This window comes from Psychrobacter sp. CX21 (assembly GCF_057396255.1).
In genome coordinates this window covers 1-23608 of the sequence record NZ_JBXYJG010000004.1, presented here as the reverse complement: position 1 = coordinate 23608, position 23608 = coordinate 1, and the positions used below count along the sequence as shown (strand labels likewise).

Sequence of the window (23608 nt, the reverse complement as noted above, 5' to 3'; positions counted from 1 at the left end):
TAGCAAATAGCTTTTTGAACCTCTTAAAGTCACATATCTAAATTCAGCCATAGTTTCGGTCTTAATTATTTAAGTTTTTATAAAATTAGCTTAAGTCGTCTCTTATCAATGCAATGATTCATGCCTTAACTATTCTATTACTGAACCTTTATAGCGATGAGTTATTCAGATGTCGGTATCCAAGTAGGTGAACGAACAACCCCATTCACTTGTTTAGAGATAGTTTTGCCCCCGTCAAGTGAGCGTATGACAATTAAACTGTTATTACGACCTTGAGAGTAAACTACACGCTCACTTGAAGGTGAGAAACTTGGCGATTCATCAATACCTGTACGCCCAAAGTTGGATATAGTATTGCCTGAATTACTCATAACCGCAGCATTACGGCCATTTAAATACCCAATTTTTGAACCATCTGGACTGTAGCTTGGCGCTGTGGCCAACCCATTTCTACTAATTCGAGTAGGCGCACCTGAAAACGAATACCGATAAATACTTGGGCGATTCGGACTTTCATGATCAGAGGCAAACACAAAGCTACGACCATCTGTATCTGGCGCATAGCTAGGCTGTACTTGATCATACGGCATTTGTATTATACGTTCAGGTATCCCTCCCATACTACTTACGCGGTAAATATCAGCATCACCATCTACTGTACTTTGGAATAAAATGTAACTACTATCAGGCGAGTAAGAAGGGCTAAGGTTACTGCCCTTTAAATTAACGAGCTTTGAAATCTGACGAGTTTGTAAATCGTATTGGTATAAGTTGGCATAATCATTCTTTAATTGTACTGAATAAGCAATGTAACGGCCATTAGGTGAAACAGCAGGTTTGAAGATACTGGCATCTCTAACTTGAGTAATGGTCTGAGGGTTTTCAAATTTGGCATCTGTAATGACTAAAGAGGATACCTTATTGCTACCTGCGCCAGTTTCTTTAACATATACGATGCGTGCGTTTAAATCTGATTTATTATCCGTAATTAACTCATAAATACGTGCTGCAGCCTTATTAGCAGTTTGACCAATATCTTTTCCACGTATAGTCTGTTTATTTTCAATAATACGACCGGTTATAACGTCAATGACTTCAAACTCAGCTACCGTATTGCCTCTGTCTCTACTTGTTTTACCTATAACCAAATAAGGGATGCCAAGTTGTTGCCATGCAGGTAATGATTCAGATAATTCGCTACTAGAGTGCGGTCTACCTATTAATTGATTGGTATTTATTTTGAGTGAAGTGGTTTCAAGATTATCTAATATCGCATTTGATAGTTGATTATCACCAGCAAAGGGCACGAAGGTAACTTGGGATTGAATAGCCTGCCCTTTTTTTGAAATAGTTACCTCAAGGTCATAATCGTCTTCGGCATGAGCAGTAGAAACAGCCAGTAGCATATTTGTTGACACAAACAATGAGCTAACAATCATCGTTGATAACGTTATCGATGGGACGAGACGAGGTGGGTTATTTTTCATTATTTTTTATCCTAAAATAATTTGGTGTTTTAACTTTATATAAGGGCTGTCTAGAATTGCTTAATTATAACTGATGATAGCTAAAATTTTTCCAAGCTATGTTCCAAACTAGGCGTAAACCGCCGATAATGCCCTAAGCGTATTAGACCTTAGCTAGGTTTACAACAACGTATGGAGCTATTAAGATAACTTAAAATTATTAGTCTTCGAAAAAACCTAATGTGATATCCATATAAGCTTATGAATCAAGCACTTATTACTCGACAACAAAATTTAATTTGATTTTACGCAATTTAGTGTCTGCAAGTGGGGTAAGCGGGACTGAATCATCAATTGCTAACTCTAAAGATTTTTTTAATTGTTTGTCACTGGTGTCAACTGACTTCGATATCAGGTTACCTTCGTCATTCACATGAATTGTTACACTAACTTTTTTTTTGCCTATTTTACCTTCGGGCAGCGTCCAATGAATTTTGATAAGGTTTCTCAGTTCTCTACGGATAGTTTCCTTATCTATATATGAAGAGTTTAAAGCGCCATCAGGCTCAGTATATAAAGAATCAGCTGACGTAGAACCTGTTTCTTGATTATTTAAAGGTGTGCCACCATCACCAAGATCAAAATCTGGCGGCGTGTTGTTAGTATCGGTTGTTTTTGAAAAAGGATTATCGACTTTTGTTGATTGAGTCGAGGAGGATGATTTAGTTGATGTAGATGGATGGATAGGACTCGGCACATGATCTGAGCTTTTAAGTCGCTCTTCAATTCTTTTACGGTATTCTTCTCGTGTCTTATTATTGTGTTTACGTATATGTTCTACCGTCTCTGTTACTTCTCTATCGTCTATATCGGGTATTTCTTTAACCTCATCCAATTCATCTGGTGACTCATCAGAGCGACTAAATATCGAAATAGAACGTTTTATTTTATCCGTAACTGTGTCTTTGGTTGGCTGATTTTGAACAGATGGGCTTACGGTATTTGGATTGTTGACATCAAGCGAGTTTATTTCTTGAGTCTCGCTATCGAACTGGGCACCTTTAGCCTCTCTATTTGAAGCAATATCTGATTGCATAGCGGCCAATTGATCAGGGCTTACAATACTGGTTTCAATCGGAGGTTGAACATCAATTTTGGGAATACGGTGTGACAGTACGATAAAAGCTAATATAGCACCATGCACAATAAGGCTTAAAATGGCAGGAATGGTAACCCCATTTTCATCAGGTTCGACAGGAACATATACCGTTGGTGCGCGTTTTAACACGTTTATTATCTCTACTATCTTAATATAAATGAAATAAGTTTATTTAATAGTTACAAATTTATCAGCTAATTCTGTATATCTTGAGTAGTAGGTATGGGCTTACCTGTTAGTAATCCTACCTTTTCAACACCTGCCTGCTGCAAATCGGCCATAAGCTGCATGATCATACCGTATTGATTGTTTTGATCAGCATTGATCATGACCTTAAGCTCACTTCCGCCTTCTTGTTGCTGTAAGCGAACTAAAGTATCAATCAACTCCGTCTGACTAACAGGTAAGTCGATGTCATTTTCATAACTCATATAAACCTCACCATTTGACAATAGGGATACGATGACAGGCATTTGCGTACCAGTCCCTACGTTTTTGGTTTCGGCTTTAGGTAAGTCAACATTAACACCCGTTGTCAACATTGGAGCTGTCACCATAAATATAACCAGTAGTACAAGCATGACATCGATATAAGGAACAACATTCATGTTTGAGTTAAGTTCCGCTTGACGTCTTGAAAAGGGGCTAGGTTTCATAGGCTTGCTCCTTTAAAGTAACGATGAGCGATCAAGAGTAGAGGTAATACTGACATCGTTATGGTCTGGCTCATCTTGACGAGTGTTAGTCTGTACAGTCTCAAGAGTTTCACGCTGTAACATACCCGTCATCTCATCACAAAATAGGGCGCGGCTATCATAAAGTCGCGCCGCTTTTGATGTAAAATGGTTGTATGCCAATACCGCAGGAATGGCAGCAAATAAACCCATGGCTGTCGCAATAAGAGCTTCGGCAATACCGGGTGCCACAGCTGATAAACTCACTTGATCGGTCATAGATAAGCCTAAAAAGGCGTTCATAATGCCCCATACCGTACCAAAGAGTCCTATATATGGTGAGACAGAACCAATACTTGCCAATATGGATAATCCAGATTCTAATGACTGCTGCTGGCGTCCTAACCCGACACGAAGTTTACGCTCAACCCCATCTATAATATGATCTTTGGGTTGGCGTTTTTTATTCATTCTTAAAAACTCTGAAAAGCCCACATAAAAAATATTAGCCAAGCCTGGCTTTTCAGGAGAATTTTGAATGCCTTGATATAGCTTAGCCAAATCTTCACCTGACCAAAACCAACTTTCAAATTGCTGGTCCTGACGCTTAGCCATTCCTAATCTTGCACTTAATCTAAAGATTAAAACCCAGCATACAATGGAAGCCAATAATAATATGCCCATTACAATTTGTACTAATAAGCTGGCTTCGGTGATTAACGTAATAAGGTTAAAAGACTCAGACATTGAAGAATTACTCGCTTTGGGTTTTATAAAAATTAATTAGTAGGTAAATAATATTTGATTCATACGGTAATAATATAGTTGATATGTTTATTGATGAAATATAATAAAAATTATAGGTAAATAGTTGCATGCAATTGTACCTAGTCTATCACTTTAAAAAAAGTTTAAAATCGTATCTGTTTCATTGCTTATATAGACATACTTAATTACTGATATTTGTAGCTTGGGCGTGTCCCTTATTGGATTATAAGGATAAAAATGAGAGTTATCTTTGTCAAACTAGGATGATTTTGCCGCTGCTATTTAAATATCTATCAAAAATAAAACACTATTTGGTGTAAATATAGCCGTTTATATGCCCATAAATTGTAAAAGTTCCAATTAGGCATATGCCCTGAATAACATTTTTTAAATACTAGCATTATTAAGGTCATTTTAAATATTCATCTGAATAAATTTAAACAATTGAATTTAAAACCTGAGTATGCACTTTTAAAACTTAAATAGTGTTTATTGCGATATAATCCTAATCTAATTTAATAATAGCGTTTAACAGCAATAGAAGTTGCTGCCTAATTTTTAAAGATTAAGTTTAAAGATTAACTTTAATGAATAACCTTAATGATCAACCGCTGATAATTAAGGAATTAAAACAGCTTTAAAATATCAAGACATAAATATAAAAAGGGAATTTGAATGAGATTACAAGAAGTAGTCGAGCTTGAAGGACATATTCAGTCCATCTACCTTGCTGTATATGACACTAAACTGCTGTTATTAGATGGCTGTTGCCGATCAGATGTTTATATCGTCCTTAATTATATTACTAAAACTTTAAATAGGCCTGTAACTGACCTAAAGGTTGTGTTTGTCACCCATATGCATCCAGACCACGCTGGCGGGGCACTATCCTTTAAGAGAAAAACTGGCTGTCAGATAGTGACGGCAAACAAAACCACGCAGTGGTATAAAGGAATACAAGGACGATCCGCGCACGCCATAGATATTGGGTTGACTTATTTCGTTGCTAATCGCAAAGGAAAGCCTTTAAAGTATTTATGGTATCCGCGCTATTTAACACCTGATATAACGGTTTGTGATGGCGATAAAGTACCCGGATTTGAGGATTGGAAGGTTATAGAAACGCCTGGACATACAGATAGAGATTTATCGCTTTATCATGCTGAATCAGGGCTGGTTTATACGGCTGATTTAATTATTAAATTACACCATAAATTTGTCGCGCCTTTACCTGTATACATTCCAGATTTGTATAATGCGTCACTGCGTAAAATCAAATCATTGAAGCCTAAGCAAGTATTGTTAGCGCACGGCGGTAAACTTAAGATTGAGCCTAAAGTATTTGATAGTCTAATCAAAAATGCCCCTAAAGAACAGGTCACCTTTAGGCAAGCAGCAGAACGAAAACTATTGTGGCTGCTAAAAAGAACCAGCCGATAGCAGCGCAGTGCAAATTGTTTATCCTATTTTATCACTTATGCAACAGTTACGTTATTGGTCTTGCTTCGATGACTCAAATTGCTTACTCTGAGTTATAAATATACAAATCGATATGGTTTTAATATGGATTCATTTTCATTACTACCTGTGACATTGGCATCAATTTTATCTTCTTTTTCAGGTACTAACGGTATGGTAGAAGAGGCCGTTATAACCACACACACCCTGCCTGAAATTGCGGGAACTTGGGAGTTAGAGTTAGAAGAACCGTCGTCTTTGAGCGAACAGTTGTCGCAGCTAGCTAAGTTTAATGAACTTGAGAATAGAGATAGTTCTATTAGTAACAGCGCCAACGCTATAGATCCTGAGCTTAAAGCGCTTATTTTAGGCATTATAGAGTCGAGTGCTATCGAAGCTCAATTGCTATCAGAATCAGAGTCTTCAGAATCAGAGTCTTCAGAATCAAAGTCTTACGCAGAAGATACCGCTCATACCACATCAATTGAGATAATGATACCGGATTCGGATACAGACCATGCTAATTCTTATATTAACGACTTTGGAGTTAATAATATTGAGGCTTATAGATCAAATGGTAGGGACTCTCAAAGTCAGAATTTAGAGAATAGTATCATTCCATTAAAACAAAGTCCTATAACGCAAAATGGCACTATCAATAATGTTCAAAATAGTGAAGCGAGTCGCATAAAAGCTGATAATACATGCTATGAGCGCTATAACTTTGGGGCTGATAACGTTGTATTGACGACCAGTGGTGCTGAATGGACATATGGACAATACATTTATCAGCATACAGACGATGGACTGCCTATTATCGCTATCAATACCCTTTATGATAATAATGAAGTGGATTGTTCAGGGGTTCAAGTCGATCAAACCAACACATCCATGATGGCCTATGTCGACTATCAGCCGCATCAAAACGAGATGCATTGGTGTATTGATAATGAGGGTAAGACTTGTTTTATGTCTTTTAAAAAGCTACTGCCATGATGTCTTATAAGTCAGTAGTCTTAATAAGTCAGTAGTCTTAATAAGTCAGTAGTCTTAACTTTCTTATTACGGCATAATTTAATATCAATGCTTTATAAGTAGAGCTTTCATAAGCCACACATAACGTTGTGGCTTTGTTATATCTATTTAAGGTTCACATTCAGTTTTCTAACATTCCAACTTTTAAACATTCCAATTTTTAACATTCTTATAAAGATATCTACCACATGAAACAAAAAACCGCTTTGGACATTTTAAAAACGGGTGAAAACGTATTTTTAACAGGCTCTGCAGGCTCCGGTAAAACTTATACGTTAAATCAATACATTCATTACCTGCGAGCAAGGCGAGTTGCAGTAGCCACAACGGCAAGTACAGGTATTGCTGCAACTCATATGAATGGTATTACGATTCATAGCTGGTCTGGTATCGGCATCAAAGATGAACTTAGTGATAGAGATCTTGCTAACTTAGCACGTAAGAAAATATTAAAAGACCGTATTAAAGATACGGCGGTATTAATCATTGATGAGATATCAATGCTACACGCCAAGCAGCTTAATTTGGTCGATCAAGTCCTCAAGCATATGCGCAGTAATGATTTGCCATTTGGAGGTATTCAAGTTGTTGTTGCAGGAGATTTTTTTCAGTTGCCTCCAGTAGGCAGCCGAGGGGAGAGTAACCGAGATAAGTTCGCATTTATGTCGGATGCATGGTTAAACGCGCAATTTAAAATTTGCTATTTAAGTGAACAACACAGACAGAATACAAACAAAGATAGCAAAGATAAAGACAAAGAAGTCATCACCCTGAATCAGATTTTAAATCAAATTAGAGGTGAAGACGGAGTTTCGGCTGAGGCTATTGAAGCATTGCAAAATACGTTTTATCAACAAGTAGATACCAATCGAACAAGACTATATACCCATAATGTTAATGTGAATAAAATTAACGAAGGAGAGCTTGCATTATTAACCGCTGAGAGCGTCACTTATAATGCAATAGCACATGGGGATAATAAGCTGGTTGAAACCTTAAAGAAATCTGTACGTACCAATGATGAGTTGACGCTTAAGATTGGTGCAAAAGTTATGTTTATAAAAAATAATAACGAGCTGGGTGTCTCTAATGGTTCGATGGGAGAGCTCGTAGGATTTACCACCATCAAAAAATCTAAGTCAGCAAAAGAGGATACTGATGATGAGGAGAATAAAGAAAGTTCTAAAAAGAGTCAGGATATCAAAGCCATTGAAACAGATGCTGAACAAGTAGAGCAAGATGATATAACCGATGAGTCACTAGATACGAATACCATTGAAGACGATGATGCCCTTAGTATATCTACCGATCGCTATCCGGTTGTAAAATTAAACACGGGACGTAAAGTAATCGCAGAAGGCGAAGAGTGGGTTATCGAAGACGAGAACGGTGATGTGCTGGCAAGCTATACCCAAATCCCGCTCTCCTTAGCTTGGGCCATCACTATTCATAAGTCTCAAGGTATGACACTCGATGCCGCCGAGATTGATCTGTCAAAGACCTTTGAGCTAGGGCAAGGCTACGTGGCTTTGTCGCGTCTCAAATCCTTAGAAGGTTTAAAGTTATTAGGGATGAATGATTTAAGCTTACGACTCGATCCCCTAGCACGTGGTGCAGACTCACGGTTCAAAACCTTATCATCTGAAGCTGAGTCACAGTATGAAGAGATCGATGAAGAAGTGTTACAAGAAGCTCAAGATAGATTTGTTTTAATATCTGGGGGATCTTTAAATAAAGCCAATATTGATGCTTACGATGTTCAGATAAACAAACGCAAAAGAAAGAATGCTATTAAGCAGTCTCAAAAAGACAAACTAAGTAATCAGTTAAGCGATCAGTCAGACAGCACGCTCATGGCAACCAAACTGTTATTAGATGAAAGTTTGAGCATTGCTGAGGTTGCCCAATCTCGAGGCCTTGCACAGTCTACTATCATGAATCATGTGACCAAATTAAAACATCAAGACCCGAGTCTTAACTTTGAGCATCTACGACCCGATGACACCATCATTGATAAAGTTAGTAAGGCGGTTGAGGCCATCATCGCAGCGGGTGATCCTAATGACTTTAGTGAGTCTACAGATTCAGGTACGGATACTAATGATTCACAACCATTCACAAAATATAGAATTAAACTGCGTCCTATCCATGAATATTTAGATGAGCAAATAGACTATAATAGTATTCGTTTAGCACTAATTTTTGTCGATTAGTTTTTTAATGCTTTTTATATAATTGAGTACCATGTCTATTAATAATGTATTGTCCGTACCTTTAAGTCCTATTTCAAAACCGCCACTGCGTATCGCAATTAATGGTTTTGGACGAATAGGGCGTAATATCTTGCGTGCCTTGATTGAAAGATTCGAGGTGCTTGGCAGGCAAGTTCATATCGTTGCCATCAATGATGTGGCGGATGCAGATACCTTACTACATTTACTAAAGTATGACACCACGCATGGGCGTCTTAGCCGATTAGGGGTAGATGCTGCTATTAAATCAACATCGCTTAATGATACATGTGTAACTCAGCTATGTCTAACAAAGCACAATACGACGTATTGCATAGATCTATTAAGCGACTCTCAGCCTGAGCTTCTGCCTTGGGGGCAGCTTGATGTTGATGTCATATTAGAGTGTACTGGTCATTTTAGGTCTTATTATGATGCGAGTCGCCATTTAAAAGCTGGGGCTAAACAAGTTATTGTGGGCGCAGCACCTTTTGACACGGTTGATGCAAGTATTGTCATGGGCGTTAATGATGATGAGTTAACCCGCACGTTACCTATCATATCTAGCGTCTCTTGTACTACTCAGGCTCTGGTGCCATTGATATATGTACTAGACAATGCGTTTGGTACTAAGTCCGTGATGATGACAGAAATTCATGCAGTCACAGCCGATCAAAATGTGCTCGATCAGCCGCATAGAGACAAACGCCGTGCTCGCGCTTCAGGACATAATATTATTCCCACCACCTCAAGCAGTATCGCCGCCACTGAGCGAACCTTACCGCATATGAAGGGTAAGATTAATGGTCATTCTATTCGTGTACCAACAATCGATGTCGCAGCTATTGATGTTAATTTCATATTTAATCAAACAGTCACTATCAATCAAGTGGAGCAAGTACTTAAAGACGCCTGTGCATTGGACAGTCGTTTGCATGGTATTATGGGCTATACTGATGAGCCATTAGTTTCTAGTGATTTTATACATCAACCAGAGTCATTAATTATAGATTCCGAGCAGTTGATGCAGGTGGGTGATCAAGTTAAGGTATTTGCTTGGTATGACAATGAATGGGGCTATGCAAATCGTTTGTTAGATATGTGTCTACATCTGTACAACGCTTAGAAATACGGCAATAAAAAAGGTCAGCTTATAATGTAAGCTGACCTTTTTTATATGTGGCTTTACTATTTGGCGGAGTCGGTGAGATTCGAACTCACGAAGGGCTATGAACCCTTGCCGGTTTTCAAGACCGGTGCATTCAACCGCTCTGCCACGACTCCAATAGGTTGTCTATTATAAGCATTTTTGTGTTGAATGCAAGTGTATCGAACACTCAAATTTCAATAAATTTAATCTATCGCGTTTAGGTTGCAACTAATCAAATAGTCATTACATCGGTTAGTCCACTAAACATACTAAAAGTTAGTCAAATAGACAAACAGGCAGTCACACCGGCAAAATAGTAATGACTAAATATCAGACAAAAAAAGACCAACTTAACAATAAGTTGGCCTTTTACTATTTGGCGGAGTCGGTGAGATTCGAACTCACGAAGGGCTATGAACCCTTGCCGGTTTTCAAGACCGGTGCATTCAACCGCTCTGCCACGACTCCGTAGGTGCAGTATTATAGAGAAACTTGAATGTATTGCAAGTATTATCTATAAAAATATTCAATTAAAAAACTATTCTTTGTCTTCGTACTGTTCATCAAGTAGACCTTTGGACTCACACGAATTATGAGTATCTACAATAGCATCTTCAATTACAGAGTAGCTTACGCCTCTGGCACGAAGCTTCTCGATAAAGACTTCATCATCGGCAAGTGTATAGCCGTCGTGATCTCGGTCCAATCCTTGACGTATATATAGCCTAATTAGTCCTTGGATTCGCTTGAATCCATGCTCTTCAGCTGTTTCCGTTAGTAAAGTTATCATCTCTTCTGATAGCTTAATACTAACAGGGCGCATTATCTTTTGCGGATGATCTGAGAATTTATTACGAATGTGAGGAGGTATCATAGCCATGTCAATTATCTTATAAAATTTAAATTATTATAGGTTATATAGGGCGTAACTTAAACAACTAAGTTATTTAGCAAAATCAATCTATTAAGTACACTCAAACGTTCCAGTCAATAAAGAGCCATCTAGGCTATAAAGAGCCTTCCAGCCAATAAAGAGCTATTTAGCAATAAATTTAGTGTTAAAACTTAGATTATGCTACTACAAAAATAATAGCAACTTTGTTTTATATAAATTATCACATACAAAAAAGCTCTAATCGTATCGATTAGAGCTTAGATGAAAGGCAATTTAATAAATAGCCTTTTAGAATTTGGCTCCCTAACCTGGGCTCGAACCAGGGACACACGGATTAACAGTCCGATGCTCTACCAACTGAGCTATTAGGGAATAACTTAGGACACTATCTTAAATATTAATTTAAATACTAAACATAAACAAGAAGTTATGTATAGAATCTTAGTTGTCAATATCTTAATTAATGATATCTTAATTGACAGGGTCTTAACTAAGTGATGCGTATTCTAGCCAAGCTTTAGTTACCTGTCAACCCTTTGAACAAAAAATATAAATTTTAAAGTAACTATTTGCTATCCGGTGCGATAGTGATATTAGCGCCGTCAGTAGTAGAGGGTTTATTATTCCCTTTATCAGCGTAGGATGTTGTGGTGCTGTCTACTTTTTGAATTGCTTTTTCTACTCTTTTATTCACACCTGTAGGCAGTTCGACCTTATGCAGATTAGCGGCTGCAGACCCTTGGTCTGAAGATTGCGTAGCGTTAGATTTAGAGCCTGCATTATCCGCATAACGGGTGCGATGATTTGAACTATTAGAGTTGCTGTTTGACGTATTAGTAGAAGAAGTATCAGTAGAGTTTGCAGGTTTAAACTGGGAGTCTACTAAAGTACGTGTCATTGCGTTAATGTCGCCACCACCAGCTAACCCAAGCTCACCAAGTAGATGGTCAATAAGAGGGGCTTGACTGCGATAGCGAAGTGCAGAGCTTACAACCTCATCGGCTAAAGATCCATTTGCATGACCACCCGATGCAGATGTTGTACCGTTATCAGAACCACCGATCATACTACCTCCGTTACCTCCGACTTGTAGAATTTTGATACCGTCAATGTTTTCGATAGGTTTAACAGATTCTGCAATGATTGAGGGTAGACGTTCTAACAAGGCGATACGGACTTGCATGTCAATTTGATCTGGAGACAGAACATTAGCCGCTTCATTAATGGCTTCTGTACCTTCGGCTTCTACTCTATATTGTTCAGCTTTAGCTTTTGCAATAACAAGTTGAGCATCTGCCTCACCCTGAGCGATAAGACGCTGTTTGTCTGCTTGAGCCTGCGCTTCTATACGGACGGCTTCTGCTTTGTCAGTTGCTGCAATCTTATCTGCTTGCGCGGCAACTTTGATATCAATAGCTTCTTTCTCAGCTTGTTCAGTAGCTTTAATCAATTGAACCGCTTTGGCACGCTCAGCAATTTCTCTTTCACGTACTGTTGAAACGTTTTCTGCTTGTTGAACAGCCAATGCACGTGCTTTATCAGCTTCTGCTTTGGCTACTGATTCTGCTCGAGATTTTTCCGCAACTGCAATTTGACGGTCCTGCTCAGCAAGTTCGATGGCTTTTTGGCGTTCAATGTTGGCCTGTTCTAATGCTTGTTCTTTGATAATATCTTGATTTTTAATATCACGCTCGGCATTAATACGCTGAAGATCAATTTCACGCTCTGCTGCAATTTTTGCTTCTTCGGCTTCTTGTTCTTTAATACTTTCTTCTGTTGCAATATTTGAGGATTGTTCAGCACGGCGTATTGATATCTCACGCTGCTGCTCAAGCTTTGCATATTCTTCTTCACGCACAATGTCGATGCGGCTACGTTCTGCTTCTAAGTTCTTGGTCTTAATAGCAAGATCTGTTTCTTGTTCAATATCATTACGCAGTTTAAGTCTATCTTGGATGGTTTTGGTCAATCGGGTCATACCTTCGGCATCGAAGGCGTTTTGAGGATTAAAATACTCAAAGTTAGTTTGATCAAGTCCAGTCAAAGATACAGTCTCAAGCTCTAGACCATTTTTTGATAGATCTTCAGATACAGCACGCTGAACACGTTGTACAAAGTCAACACGTTGTTCATGCAGCTCCTCCATAGGCATTTCGGCAGCAACTGCCCGCAAAGCATCAACAAACTTACCCTCTACAAGGCTTTTGAGCTCATCTGGCGCCATTGTTTTCATACCCAAAGTTTGGGCAGCGGTAGCAATTGATTCTTTTAATGGACTAACACGGACATAAAACTCTGCTTTTACATCAACACGCATACGATCTTTGGTAATCAGTGCTTCTTCATTAGCACGGCGAACCTCTAAGCGCAGCGTATTCATGTTAACTGGTATGACTTCATGCAATACGGGAAGTACAAAGGCACCACCGTTTAATATAACGCGCTCGCCACCCATACCCGTACGTACAAATGAGACCTCTTTACTAGCACGAGTATATAAACGAGTTAATATAAACCCGATGAGGAGTAACAGAACAAAGATAATACCAGCAACAATGGCGTAGGTGACTAAACCCGACATAAAACGTCCTTATTTGTATTGAAGTTTAAACTGTAATTTTTGAACATAACTATGTTCAAAATTAATCATAAAAAATATGACATATTTAGAACTAAAAAGGGAGTCAAATAAAAGAATATATGAATGCGAACAAACCTTATTAAAGAAATAAAGAAACCTAGACTGACTGATACTAGATAAATAGGTAATTGGTTCATTAATCGAATTCACGAAATCAATGGAAAGCTTCTTCATAACTTTCTTACCAAGTAACGTTCTGATACTCTTTTAGTGATTATTAAGTCGTCATTATCGGTAAGTACTGGAGTAGCAGATTGAATGGGGTTTTGAACAGTATTTTGTATAGGATCTTCAACTGTAGTTTGTTCGGTAAACTTGTGAGATGTTCTATGAGTGGGTGCTAGTGTCAAATCAGTGCAATACTGAGGATCTGGCTCAACCATAATATAATGAACTTGACCATGATTATCGATAGTCTTAGCTTGAGCAGCTTCACCAAAACTTGAATGACCTATAACAAGTTTGGCGGATAAACCTACCAATGCATCTCCACTAATTGCAGTTGTCTCATCTTTAGGGATAATTGGATAGAGTAGGGAGGCAAAGATCTTTAGAAGGGGGGTGCTGATGACTAAAGCATCAAGGCTCGCTATCCAAGGAGATAAGTAATGACCTAGAATAGAATATGATAATTGCTGCAATAAAATGCCACTGATACAAAAGCTACCAATAAACAAAATCAATAGGATCATGGTAGGAATTCGGCCAACATATAACCAATCGAGTGCTTTTAATCCTAAACTCAAATCGCTATCAATACTTACATCGGCGTCAAAGTCAGCATCAACTAATGAGTCGGGTACTAAATTGTCCAAAAAACCGCTAAGACCACCGAAGATAAATCCAACGATTTCAACAATCAATAGAATAACTAAAACAAAGCCAGCAACAATAAAAGGTGCAAAAGCTGACGTATTTAATAAATGCAACATGCGAGATTCAATTTACCGGTTTTAAATTTTGTAGTTCCATTATAGTTCTACAGACTCTAACAATTATCAGTTAATTAGTTTACATTAATTAACTTAAAAAGACGATTTAAATATATAGATATTTTGAAACTTTTTAAACTTAGTAAAATTAGAGACAAAAAAAACCCCTTATTAAAAAACAAGGGGTTTGGCATATGCCATAAGAGAATTAGCTTCTAAGTTAACACTATCATTAAATGTCACTAATGTCTTAAAGTGGCTCCCTAACCTGGGCTCGAACCAGGGACACACGGATTAACAGTCCGATGCTCTACCAACTGAGCTATTAGGGAATAATCTTTACAAGGCAATATTAATCTTATTAGTTATTTATTTGGATAATAAGATGTTGCGTTGAGTGGGGCGTATTCTATCAAATTTATTTCAGTCGTCAAGCTATTTTTTAAAAAATATAGATATTTGAGAATAATGACCTTTTACTAAATTAAATTACATGCAAACCTTTGAACAATTATATAAATTTAAATTTTAAAATATAGTAGTTAATCAGATGACTTTAGCCTAAATCGCAGTTTAAGTTATATACAGTTCATATTAGATTTAATCGTTAGATTTTGTCGCGCATTATTATGACGTGTCAATTAGAATAGCATCAATAGACTTTATATATAGAGTACAGTAAAATTAAACGATTGGACCTCCTAATTGTCATAGAAGTGAACAAAATTTCACCTCAAATTATTAATAATTACAGATGAATTTAATCACGAATAAATTTAATCACGAATAAATGAAGGATTGATATGCCTCAACAGAATACGAGTAGCACCGCAGTTAAAGCACCTGTAAAACATGAACTTTATATGTCTATCTTAATGACACCAGATATGGCTAATTTTACTGGGAATGTGCATGGCGGCGACTTGCTAAAAATGCTAGATCAAGTAGCGTACGCGTGTTCTAGCCGTTATAGTGGGGGATATGTAGTGACGTTGTCGGTCGATCAAGTCATGTTTTTAGAGCCTATCTACGTAGGGGAGCTGGTTACCTTTGCTGCAAGTATTAATTACGTCGGCAAAACCTCAATGGAGGTAGGTATAAGAGTTGAGGCTGAGAATATTCAGGAGCGAACTGTTCGGCATACCAACAGCTGTTTCTTTACCATGGTAGCTGTTGATGAGCATGGTAAACCTACGCCTGTACCTCCTCTTGAAATAAAAACTTATTTACAGCAATGCCGTTTTGATGCCGCCGTAGAGCGCAAGCGTTTACGCAAGTTAAATGCTAAACGCCCCAGTTGTAGCATCGATAAAAAACCACCTGGACAACTTGAAGGTGGACGTAAGCCAAGTGATGATGTTTAACGTCATTTCAAACAAATGATGATTGATTAGTGCTGATTGATTAGTGCTGATTGATGAGTGCTGATTGATTATTAATAATAATCGAATGAATTTATTTTAGTCATTTAATTCGAGCAAATTTATTTGCAAGCTTATTATCAAACACCTATTTAATGTAATGAATTTGATATAAATAATTCAAATATTTAAAACAAAAAAGCCATCTTTTGATGGTTTTTTTGTGTTTAGTCTTAGGGATATATACCAGTATAATTAATTGTTTATCCAAAAAAATAGGGTGTTAAACCAGATATTAAATTATATTGTTGATCATGTTATGACCTTACGTTTTGACTTTAATAGGTACTTTAAAATATCGTTTATTGCCCCCATAAACCATTAATAAAACACTTATTAATACCTTATAAATGCGAGTGAAGATAGTTATTATGCGAATGCCTGAACCGAGATCGTCAAGACAATTAAATCAATTAGCTACTCAATTACAAGATGAAGCAGAAATTACTGGTGTTAATGCATCAGGTACTCAAATAGCCAGCCGTGCATTTGATATGGTTACAAGCTTTGAACCTGCAGGTGATCAGCCTCAAGCTATCGAGAAGCTCGTCAAAGGTATTAATGCGGGTATGGATGCTCAGTTGTTGCTAGGGGTAACTGGCTCCGGTAAGACGTATACTATGGCAAAAGTTATCAGCGAATGCCAGCGTCCAACTATTATTATGGCGCATAATAAAACTCTTGCTGCTCAGCTATATGGTGAATTTAAATCATTCTTCCCAAATAATGCTGTGGAATATTTTGTTAGTTATTATGACTACTATCAACCAGAAGCGTATGTCGCAGCAAGCGATACGTTTATTGAAAAAGACAGTGCGATTAACGATCATATCGACCAGATGAGATTGTCTGCTACGCGTGCTTTGCTTGAACGTCGTGACGCTATCATCATCTCTTCTGTGTCCTCGATCTATGGTCTCGGTGATCCTGAGAGTTACCTTAAGATGCTACTGCATGTAGTTGTGGGTGATAATGTAGATCGTAATGCGCTCATCAAACGACTAGTAGAGCTGCAATATACGCGCAATGAGTTAGATTTTGAGCGGGGTACGTATCGCCTGCGAGGTGAGCTATTAGACATTTATCCTGCTGAATCCGAACAACTCGCTGTTCGTATTAGTATGTTTGATGATGAGATTGAAAAAATAAGCTGGTTTGATCCTTTGACAGGTAAAACTGTACGCAGCGTTCCTCGTATTACTATCTATCCAAAGTCGCACTATGTGACACCTCGTGAGAAACTTGAAAAAGCAAGTGAAACGATACGTGAGGAGCTAGATGAGCGTTTGGTATATTTTCGTGAAAACGATAAGCTTATTGAAGCACAGCGTATTAAAGAGCGTACTCAGTACGATCTTGAAATGATTCAGCAGCTTGGATACTGTAACGGTATAGAAAACTACTCTCAGCATCTATCGGGACGGCCTTTAGATGAAGCTCCACCTACGTTGTTTGATTATATTCCTGCAGATGCGCTGCTATTTATTGATGAGTCTCATGTAACAGTACCTCAAATCGGTGCTATGTATAAAGGTGACCGCTCACGTAAAGAGAATTTGGTGAATTACGGTTTTAGATTACCCAGTGCTATGAGTAACCGCCCCATGAAGTTTGAAGAGTGGGAGAGAATTAAGCCGTCTACTATCTTTGTATCCGCTACGCCTGCACAGTATGAATTAGAACATAGCGAACAAGTTGTCGAGCAGGTAGTACGTCCAACTGGTCTCATTGACCCTGAAATTGAGATACGACCTGTATTGACTCAAGTAGATGATGTGTTATCTGAAATAACCAAACGTCGTGAGTTAAATGAGCGTGTTCTTATCACTACTTTAACTAAGCGTATGTCAGAAGACCTTACCGACTATCTGAAAGAGTATGATGTCAAGGTTGCATATTTACATTCTGATATTGATACGGTTGAGCGTATGCAAATTATTCATGAACTGCGTTCCGGTACCTATGATGTACTGGTTGGTATTAACCTGCTACGTGAAGGGCTTGATATGCCTGAGGTTTCTTTGGTAGCGATCTTTGATGCGGATAAAGAGGGCTTTTTACGATCTGAGCGCTCATTGATTCAGACTATTGGACGAGCAGCCCGTAACTTGAACGGTAAAGCAATATTATATGCTGATCGTATTACGCCAAGTATGGAAAAAGCGATTGAAGAGACGGATCGACGTCGTGAAAAGCAGATTGCATTTAATGAAGAGCATGGTATTACACCCAAATCTGCGACTCGCAGCATTACCGATAAGATTGATACGGGTGAAAATGAAGAAGATTTGAACGATAATCAATCTATACCGACTAGCAGCAGTCTGCCTGATGTAGACATCGAGATATTACGCAGTCCAGATTTATTGGCAAAAGAGATCAATCGTCTTGAAAAACAGATGAAGCAATTCTCAAGAGAACTTAAATTTGAAGATGCTGCTAAGACGCGTGATAAGGTACTAGAGTTAAAGGCTTATATTGTCCAATAATATTAAATTAAAATGTTATTAAACCAGTTACTTCATTCCTTTTCACAAATGTGTTTAAATGAATGGAGTAAGTGGTTTATTTCAAACGAACTTATTATTTTTTATAAAAAAAACACCCTTAGTTTTAACTAAGGGTGATTTTTGATTTAAAACAATGTGTTATATAAATTGAGAAATTTATATTAGTTATTCAAACCAATACGGAGATTAAATAACGACAACTCCTTGCTCAATGTAAACATCATTCCTAGTGTCTTCATTCGCAATAGTATTATGATAGACATCATAGTTAGTACCTTGGATAGTTACGCTATCGGTTTGTTCCCAGTAACCACCAGTAGAATCATGCATTTGAGCTTTGTTTGCACCATCGCTATTCCAATTAGTAGAACCTAGATCAACTTTACTATTACTATCTCCTTGGATGAATAACGCGCCATCACGGCTTGTATCGTCAACTAAATCTGTATAGCGTACATCGACAACGTTTTTACCTGTCATTTCGATGTTTTCAATACCGCTAAAGTTCTTTGTTGACACGTTAGTTTCATGTTTCCAGCTAGTCACTAAGCAATCATTGTTATCGTAGTCTAGTACCAAAGTGTCATCACCTTCGCCACCGCTAATTTTACCGTGCATTTTGCCACCGCTAAATGTAATCGTATCATCACCAGCGCCTGCCTCAACGGCAACGTGGTTATTGTAGGTAAATGCCTTAAATGTACTTCCTAAATCGATGACGTCGTCACCAGCTTCGGCAGTAATTTTAGAAAAGTGAAATAAACCATCAACGCTGATATCGTTATCGCCATCACCTAAATGAACTTCAGAGTAATAATGCATTTTACCAGATATAGTAACGCTATCATCTCCAGCACCAAGAACAGCAGTTGCAGCGTTCCAAGTAGACCCACCAACAGTTAAAGTGTCATTACCTGAACCAGTCGTGATAGTTGAACGGTCTTCTAAATTATCTGCCACATCGATAACGTTATTACCATTACCTAAGTCAACTGATGAATAATCTTCAGTATCATCGCCAATAACTAAGGTGTCATCACCACTACCCGTAATAACTTTGGCATGACCATCTAGATCATCACCAATAGTCACTGAGTTAGTACCTTCACCAAGATTAATTTCACTTGTACCTGCAACGTAAGTACCGATGTTGACATTGTCATCGCCTGCACCACCAAATACATGACCATAATCGTTTGAGGGAGACTCACCCAAGTTACAAGTTATTAAAAGGTTGTTCACATCACCTGCGCTATCAACAGTATTAGCCGCGTCAATATCAGTAGAGTTGGCATATTGAGTACTGCCAGCACCTAGGTCAATCACGCCGCCATCATCCATTTCACCATAAACGGTAACGTTGTCACTACCACTGCCAGTGAAGATACGACCGCCGTCTATGCCCCATCCTGTTACTTTACCATCGCCATTTCCACCAACAACTACAGTATCATCGCCTGTTTCAGTGTAAATATAGCTACGTGCTTCTGGATTGGTTTGTGCGCGTACGAAATATGAATCCATCGCACCTTGTACGTAGTAAGTATCATCACCTGAACCAAGTTTGGCTACGGTGTAAGCGTTTTGGTCTTCACGGATATGAATAAGGTCATTACCTGCGTAAGTCTCCATGGTCCAAACCACATCACCATCGCCGCAATCACGTTCAAAGTCGCCATCCCAAGGAGAAACGATTAGATTGCCATCGCTATCAAACCCTTCATAACCAATATATATAGCGTCATTTAGATTGCCAGTTTCGTAGTTGATGTCAGTGCCATATTTGCCACCTGTTTTACCACGTTGGTCTGATGGACCCTGGCTGTCAGTAAGGTTAGCGCCTAAATGCCAAAGGTAAATAGCATCGGCATCAGGTATAGTCAAATCTAGCGTAGCGCTATCTTGAGCAACTACTGAGGCATTGCCAGCTTTGTCAGTAACCATCGCACTGATGTCAACCTGTTGACCGTCAACCGCAGTCACCGTGCCTTGGTAGCCATTATTGATAATGGCTTGAGTGATAGCAATTTGCTGACCATTTAGTGTAAGCGTGTCACCCACTTCAGCGTCATCTGCAACAGTTACAGTAAAGTCAACGTCACCATTTGATTCGTTATAGTCAATCACACCATCATCATTAGCATCTTCAGTAATAACAACAGTAGGCGCTAGTACAGTCGTATCTACACTATATTCCTTACTGGTAGCGATTACACCAGTATTTCCAGCAGCATCAGTGGCAACAATTTGTGCTTCAATAGTGGTGTTGGCATCGTCTTGTAAATCAACGCCATTAACGTCAATACTATAGTCGCCATTGGCATCAACAGCTCCGGTGTAATCGGTACCGTTTATGCTTAAAGTGACCACATCGCCAGCGCTAAAGTCGCCTGTAACGCTACCTGTAACTGGTACAGTTGAACCGGCTTCAGCTAAATTAACGATGTTGTCGGCGGTGATATCGTCAATAACAATTTGGGTACTTGTTGCATCCGGTGCTTGAATATCAGCTAGCGCGACAGCTTGAGTCGCTATTGCACCGGTATTACCCGCAGCATCTGTAATGCTTGCCGTTATTTCAGTGGGGTCAGTTTCTGGTGTTATTTCAAGCTCAAATCCATTGTCAATCATATCTTGGGTGATAACATAGTCCACCCCATTAACGGTCAAGACATCACCGGGTTTGGTGTTTTCAAATGGATTAGTTGAGGTTGGCAGCGTAATCGTTGCAGTAACAGTGCCATCAGCGCCGACTTCTTCAATGTTATAAACCCCATCTGCACCAGGGCTTTCTATATTAATAGTAGGTGCCAAAGGTTGGGTTGTATCAACGTTAAAACTTAATTCAAACCCATTACCCAATCCTAAGGTCTCTCCATTGAAATAGGTATTTGATCTAATTCTTATTTCAGCAGGGCCGTTATAATCAGGCAAAGCTGTCACTGTGCCAGTCCAGCTTTGTCCATTGTCCGTAGTAGAAAAATCAGTAACGCTGACACCTTTTAGGATTAAATCATTAACATCAAAGTCTATAACAGTAGTATCAAACACAATCGTTACTGTCGTTTGATCATTAGTAGATAGATTGCTATCTGCTAACTCAAATGTTCTAAGTGTAGTAGCCATCTTTTAGCTCCTTTAGTAAATCATTAATTGTAAAATTGTGGCTGAATATACGGCAAATAAAACTACAAGTAAAGCTCAAAGTTATGTGTCATAACTTTGAGTACGTCTCTGAAAAAAATATTATCAATACAACCCAGCTATACCTCGGTCAATAGCTGCGTAAATACGTATACTTGATTGTATGAACTATCAAAGAATGCAACGTCATACGTCCAATCATTGGGTAGTTGAGCTACATCATTATTAGCGGCAGTCTCATCCACTATAGAGAAGCCATACCCAGTGAGTGCATCATTAACATCAAACGTGAACAGGCCATCTGGTGTTAAATTAGTAAAATCACCATTATCATCAAGAAATCCTGCATACATAATTTCACCAATAAACGCATCATTACTGAATCCAGCACTGTCTTGGAACTCAGTACCCCCAGGTACATCATAATTTAGTCGAGATGTATCATCAGGTGGAGCAAAATCCGTTACTGTACTACTTTCATTACCAGCAATATCGGTATTGCTTGCAATAACCTCACTATTATCTAATAACCTGTCCTGGTTGATTGTAATAACAACTTCATTTATTCCATCACCATCTAAATCAGTATTTTCAAGTATTAGAACAGATTGAACAACAGATGGGTTAGCAACAGCGTCTTCACCATCAAAAGTAAGCCAGTTCCAATTTCCATCCTCTCCTCTAGCGACAGTCACCTCATGAGTAACACCAATATCATCTGTGTCTGAGTTATAAGTCTCATCAGTATAGATAAAATTCATAAAAGCAGTATCGTCGTCAGTGCTAGATTCGATGCGTACTACTCCCTGACGCTCAACTCGTACAAAAACTCCGTTTTCATCCCTTATAAGAGCGGGTGTTTCCCTTGGTAAAATAACCGGATCAGAGGGTGCGCTGAGATCAACAATCAACGTATCAGTCATGGTGGCAGACTGTTTGCCCGCTGGGTCTTCAACATAAGTGTCAACAATGATACCCATGTCGGTATTGGGCCCTGAGCCATCTAGGTCAATTAAGCTGGTGACCGGCACTTCGACATCCGCAAATCCTGCTGTAACCATAGCATCTGTGACCGTAATCTCTTGCGGGGTGCTGCCATTGGTAGCAACAAAGATGGTGTCACCCGCTTCGGTATTGGCAGGTAAATTAACTTTGAGGGTGGTAGTGTCTGTCGTCGTGCCGTTTTCAGCAATGTTTAAGATACCATCGGCGCCTACAATTGGCTCACCATTGGCGTCAACGCCCGTGGTGTCTTCGGTAAAGCTGGTGGTTGGGGCGCCATCTACCGTGGTGGCGTCATCATCGTCGGCATTAATCACGCCATCGTTATTGACGTCACCCGGTCCAAAAGTGGCAAGATTTACAATCAAGTTATCAGTTAGAGTGGCAGACTGATTACCCGCCGGGTCTTTGACATAGGTATCAACTGAAATACCTTTGTCTGAGTTAGGACCTGACCCATCTAAATCAATAAGTTCAGTCACTGGCACTTCAACATCAACAAACCCGTCATCAAGCATGGGTTGAGTGACTTCAACTTCTTGCGGGGTGCCGCCATTGGTTGAAACAACCACCGTGTCACCAACTTCGGTATTAGCCGCTAAGTTGACCCGAAGCGTAGTAGTATCTTGAGACGTACCATTTTCATCAGTGTTTAGAGTGCCATCCGTATTGGTGTCTTCAGTGAAGGTTGTGGTCGGCGCTGTCGGAGCGCTGGTGTCTACCGTAAAGGTTTCGGCTGTACCGTTGCTGCTGTTACCGGCGGCATCGGTGGCAGTGACTGTTGGGGTGTATTCGCCATCAGCTAGCGCATCAGGAGTGACCGACCAGGTGCCGTCATCAGCAACGGTGGCGGTGAGGGTTTGACCATCAATGACCACCTCAATGCTGTCACCGGCGTCGCCAGTACCGGTTAAGGTTGGCGCATTGTTGCTGGTGATGTTGTCAGTTTGACTGCTACCGGTGTCATTGGTGGCATCTTCTGGTAATTCAACGGTTGGCGCTGTTGGCGCTGTGATGTCTACGGTGGCGCTGTCATCCGTTGCTGGGGTGACATTACCTGCCTCATCTTTAACCACAGCCGAAACCGTGACTTCTTGCCCTTCTGGGAAGTCGCTTTGTGGA

Annotated in this window: 14 protein-coding genes, 4 tRNA genes and 1 pseudogene; 6 read left to right on the top strand and 13 right to left on the bottom strand. The window is 39.1% G+C overall.

Going from position 1 to position 23608, the window contains the following annotated elements; translation table 11 throughout:
• Nucleotides 1-161 precede the first annotated feature (161 nt).
• The 4 genes from AC2SLP_RS03650 to tolQ form a co-directional block, all read right to left on the bottom strand.
• A complete protein-coding gene (locus AC2SLP_RS03650) occupies nt 162-1487 on the bottom strand; it encodes a hypothetical protein (RefSeq protein WP_486535279.1) in 1326 nt (441 codons plus the stop codon).
• A gap of 256 nt (nt 1488-1743) precedes the next feature.
• Complete coding sequence (locus AC2SLP_RS03645; protein WP_486535278.1) at nt 1744-2754, bottom strand: TonB C-terminal domain-containing protein; 1011 nt, start codon at nt 2752-2754, stop codon at nt 1744-1746.
• Between the two features lie 65 nt (nt 2755-2819).
• Nucleotides 2820-3281, bottom strand: coding sequence for a protein TolR (tolR, locus tag AC2SLP_RS03640; protein WP_486535277.1), 462 nt, complete (start codon nt 3279-3281; stop codon nt 2820-2822).
• Between the two features lie 12 nt (nt 3282-3293).
• On the bottom strand, nt 3294-4046 hold the full coding sequence (tolQ, locus tag AC2SLP_RS03635; protein WP_486535276.1) for a protein TolQ: 753 nt from the start codon (nt 4044-4046) through the stop codon (nt 3294-3296).
• Nucleotides 4047-4742: 696 nt separating this feature from the next.
• Here tolQ and AC2SLP_RS03630 point away from each other — a divergent pair.
• From AC2SLP_RS03630 to AC2SLP_RS03615, 4 genes are all read left to right on the top strand, one after another.
• The gene (locus tag AC2SLP_RS03630; RefSeq protein WP_486535275.1) at nt 4743-5507 is read left to right on the top strand and encodes an MBL fold metallo-hydrolase; all 765 of its coding nucleotides are present in this window, start codon (nt 4743-4745) and stop codon (nt 5505-5507) included.
• A gap of 123 nt (nt 5508-5630) precedes the next feature.
• Complete coding sequence (locus tag AC2SLP_RS03625; RefSeq protein ID WP_486535274.1) at nt 5631-6521, top strand: hypothetical protein; 891 nt, start codon at nt 5631-5633, stop codon at nt 6519-6521.
• Between the two features lie 227 nt (nt 6522-6748).
• Nucleotides 6749-8773, top strand: coding sequence for an AAA family ATPase (locus tag AC2SLP_RS03620; protein ID WP_486535273.1), 2025 nt, complete (start codon nt 6749-6751; stop codon nt 8771-8773).
• 31 nt (nt 8774-8804) lie between these two features.
• Complete coding sequence (locus AC2SLP_RS03615; protein WP_486535272.1) at nt 8805-9917, top strand: type I glyceraldehyde-3-phosphate dehydrogenase; 1113 nt, start codon at nt 8805-8807, stop codon at nt 9915-9917.
• Between the two features lie 67 nt (nt 9918-9984).
• Here the strand turns inward: AC2SLP_RS03615 and AC2SLP_RS03610 are convergent.
• The 7 genes and pseudogenes from AC2SLP_RS03610 to AC2SLP_RS03580 all read right to left on the bottom strand — a co-directional run bounded on the left by AC2SLP_RS03610 (nt 9985) and on the right by AC2SLP_RS03580 (nt 14741).
• Nucleotides 9985-10075 (bottom strand) — tRNA-Ser (locus tag AC2SLP_RS03610).
• A gap of 243 nt (nt 10076-10318) precedes the next feature.
• Nucleotides 10319-10409: transfer RNA gene (locus tag AC2SLP_RS03605), tRNA-Ser, on the bottom strand.
• 70 nt (nt 10410-10479) lie between these two features.
• Nucleotides 10480-10815 carry a CopG family transcriptional regulator gene (locus tag AC2SLP_RS03600; RefSeq protein WP_486535414.1) on the bottom strand — a complete coding sequence of 112 codons (336 nt, stop codon included), beginning with the start codon at nt 10813-10815 and terminating at the stop codon, nt 10480-10482.
• A 317-nt stretch (nt 10816-11132) separates the two neighbouring features.
• Nucleotides 11133-11208: transfer RNA gene (locus AC2SLP_RS03595), tRNA-Asn, on the bottom strand.
• Nucleotides 11209-11719: 511 nt separating this feature from the next.
• Nucleotides 11720-13417, bottom strand: a pseudogene (locus AC2SLP_RS03590) (flotillin family protein); the annotation flags it as partial.
• A 230-nt stretch (nt 13418-13647) separates the two neighbouring features.
• Entirely contained in the window at nt 13648-14409 is a 762-nt protein-coding gene (locus AC2SLP_RS03585) for an OB-fold-containig protein (protein WP_486535271.1), read from the bottom strand.
• A 256-nt stretch (nt 14410-14665) separates the two neighbouring features.
• Nucleotides 14666-14741: transfer RNA gene (locus tag AC2SLP_RS03580), tRNA-Asn, on the bottom strand.
• A gap of 471 nt (nt 14742-15212) precedes the next feature.
• On the opposite strand from AC2SLP_RS03580, the gene AC2SLP_RS03575 reads away from it, so the two are divergent.
• Both AC2SLP_RS03575 and uvrB read left to right on the top strand, forming a co-directional pair.
• Entirely contained in the window at nt 15213-15773 is a 561-nt protein-coding gene (locus tag AC2SLP_RS03575) for an acyl-CoA thioesterase (RefSeq protein WP_486535270.1), read from the top strand.
• Between the two features lie 428 nt (nt 15774-16201).
• Nucleotides 16202-18319 (top strand): excinuclease ABC subunit UvrB, encoded by a 2118-nt coding sequence (gene uvrB, locus AC2SLP_RS03570; protein WP_486535269.1) that lies wholly within the window; start codon nt 16202-16204, stop codon nt 18317-18319.
• A gap of 207 nt (nt 18320-18526) precedes the next feature.
• Here the strand turns inward: uvrB and AC2SLP_RS03565 are convergent, their stop codons facing one another.
• Both AC2SLP_RS03565 and AC2SLP_RS03560 read right to left on the bottom strand, forming a co-directional pair.
• Nucleotides 18527-21466, bottom strand: coding sequence for an Ig-like domain-containing protein (locus AC2SLP_RS03565; protein ID WP_486535268.1), 2940 nt, complete (start codon nt 21464-21466; stop codon nt 18527-18529).
• Between the two features lie 137 nt (nt 21467-21603).
• The coding region (locus AC2SLP_RS03560; RefSeq protein WP_486535267.1) for an Ig-like domain-containing protein at nt 21604-23608 on the bottom strand (2005 nt) is incomplete at its 5' end.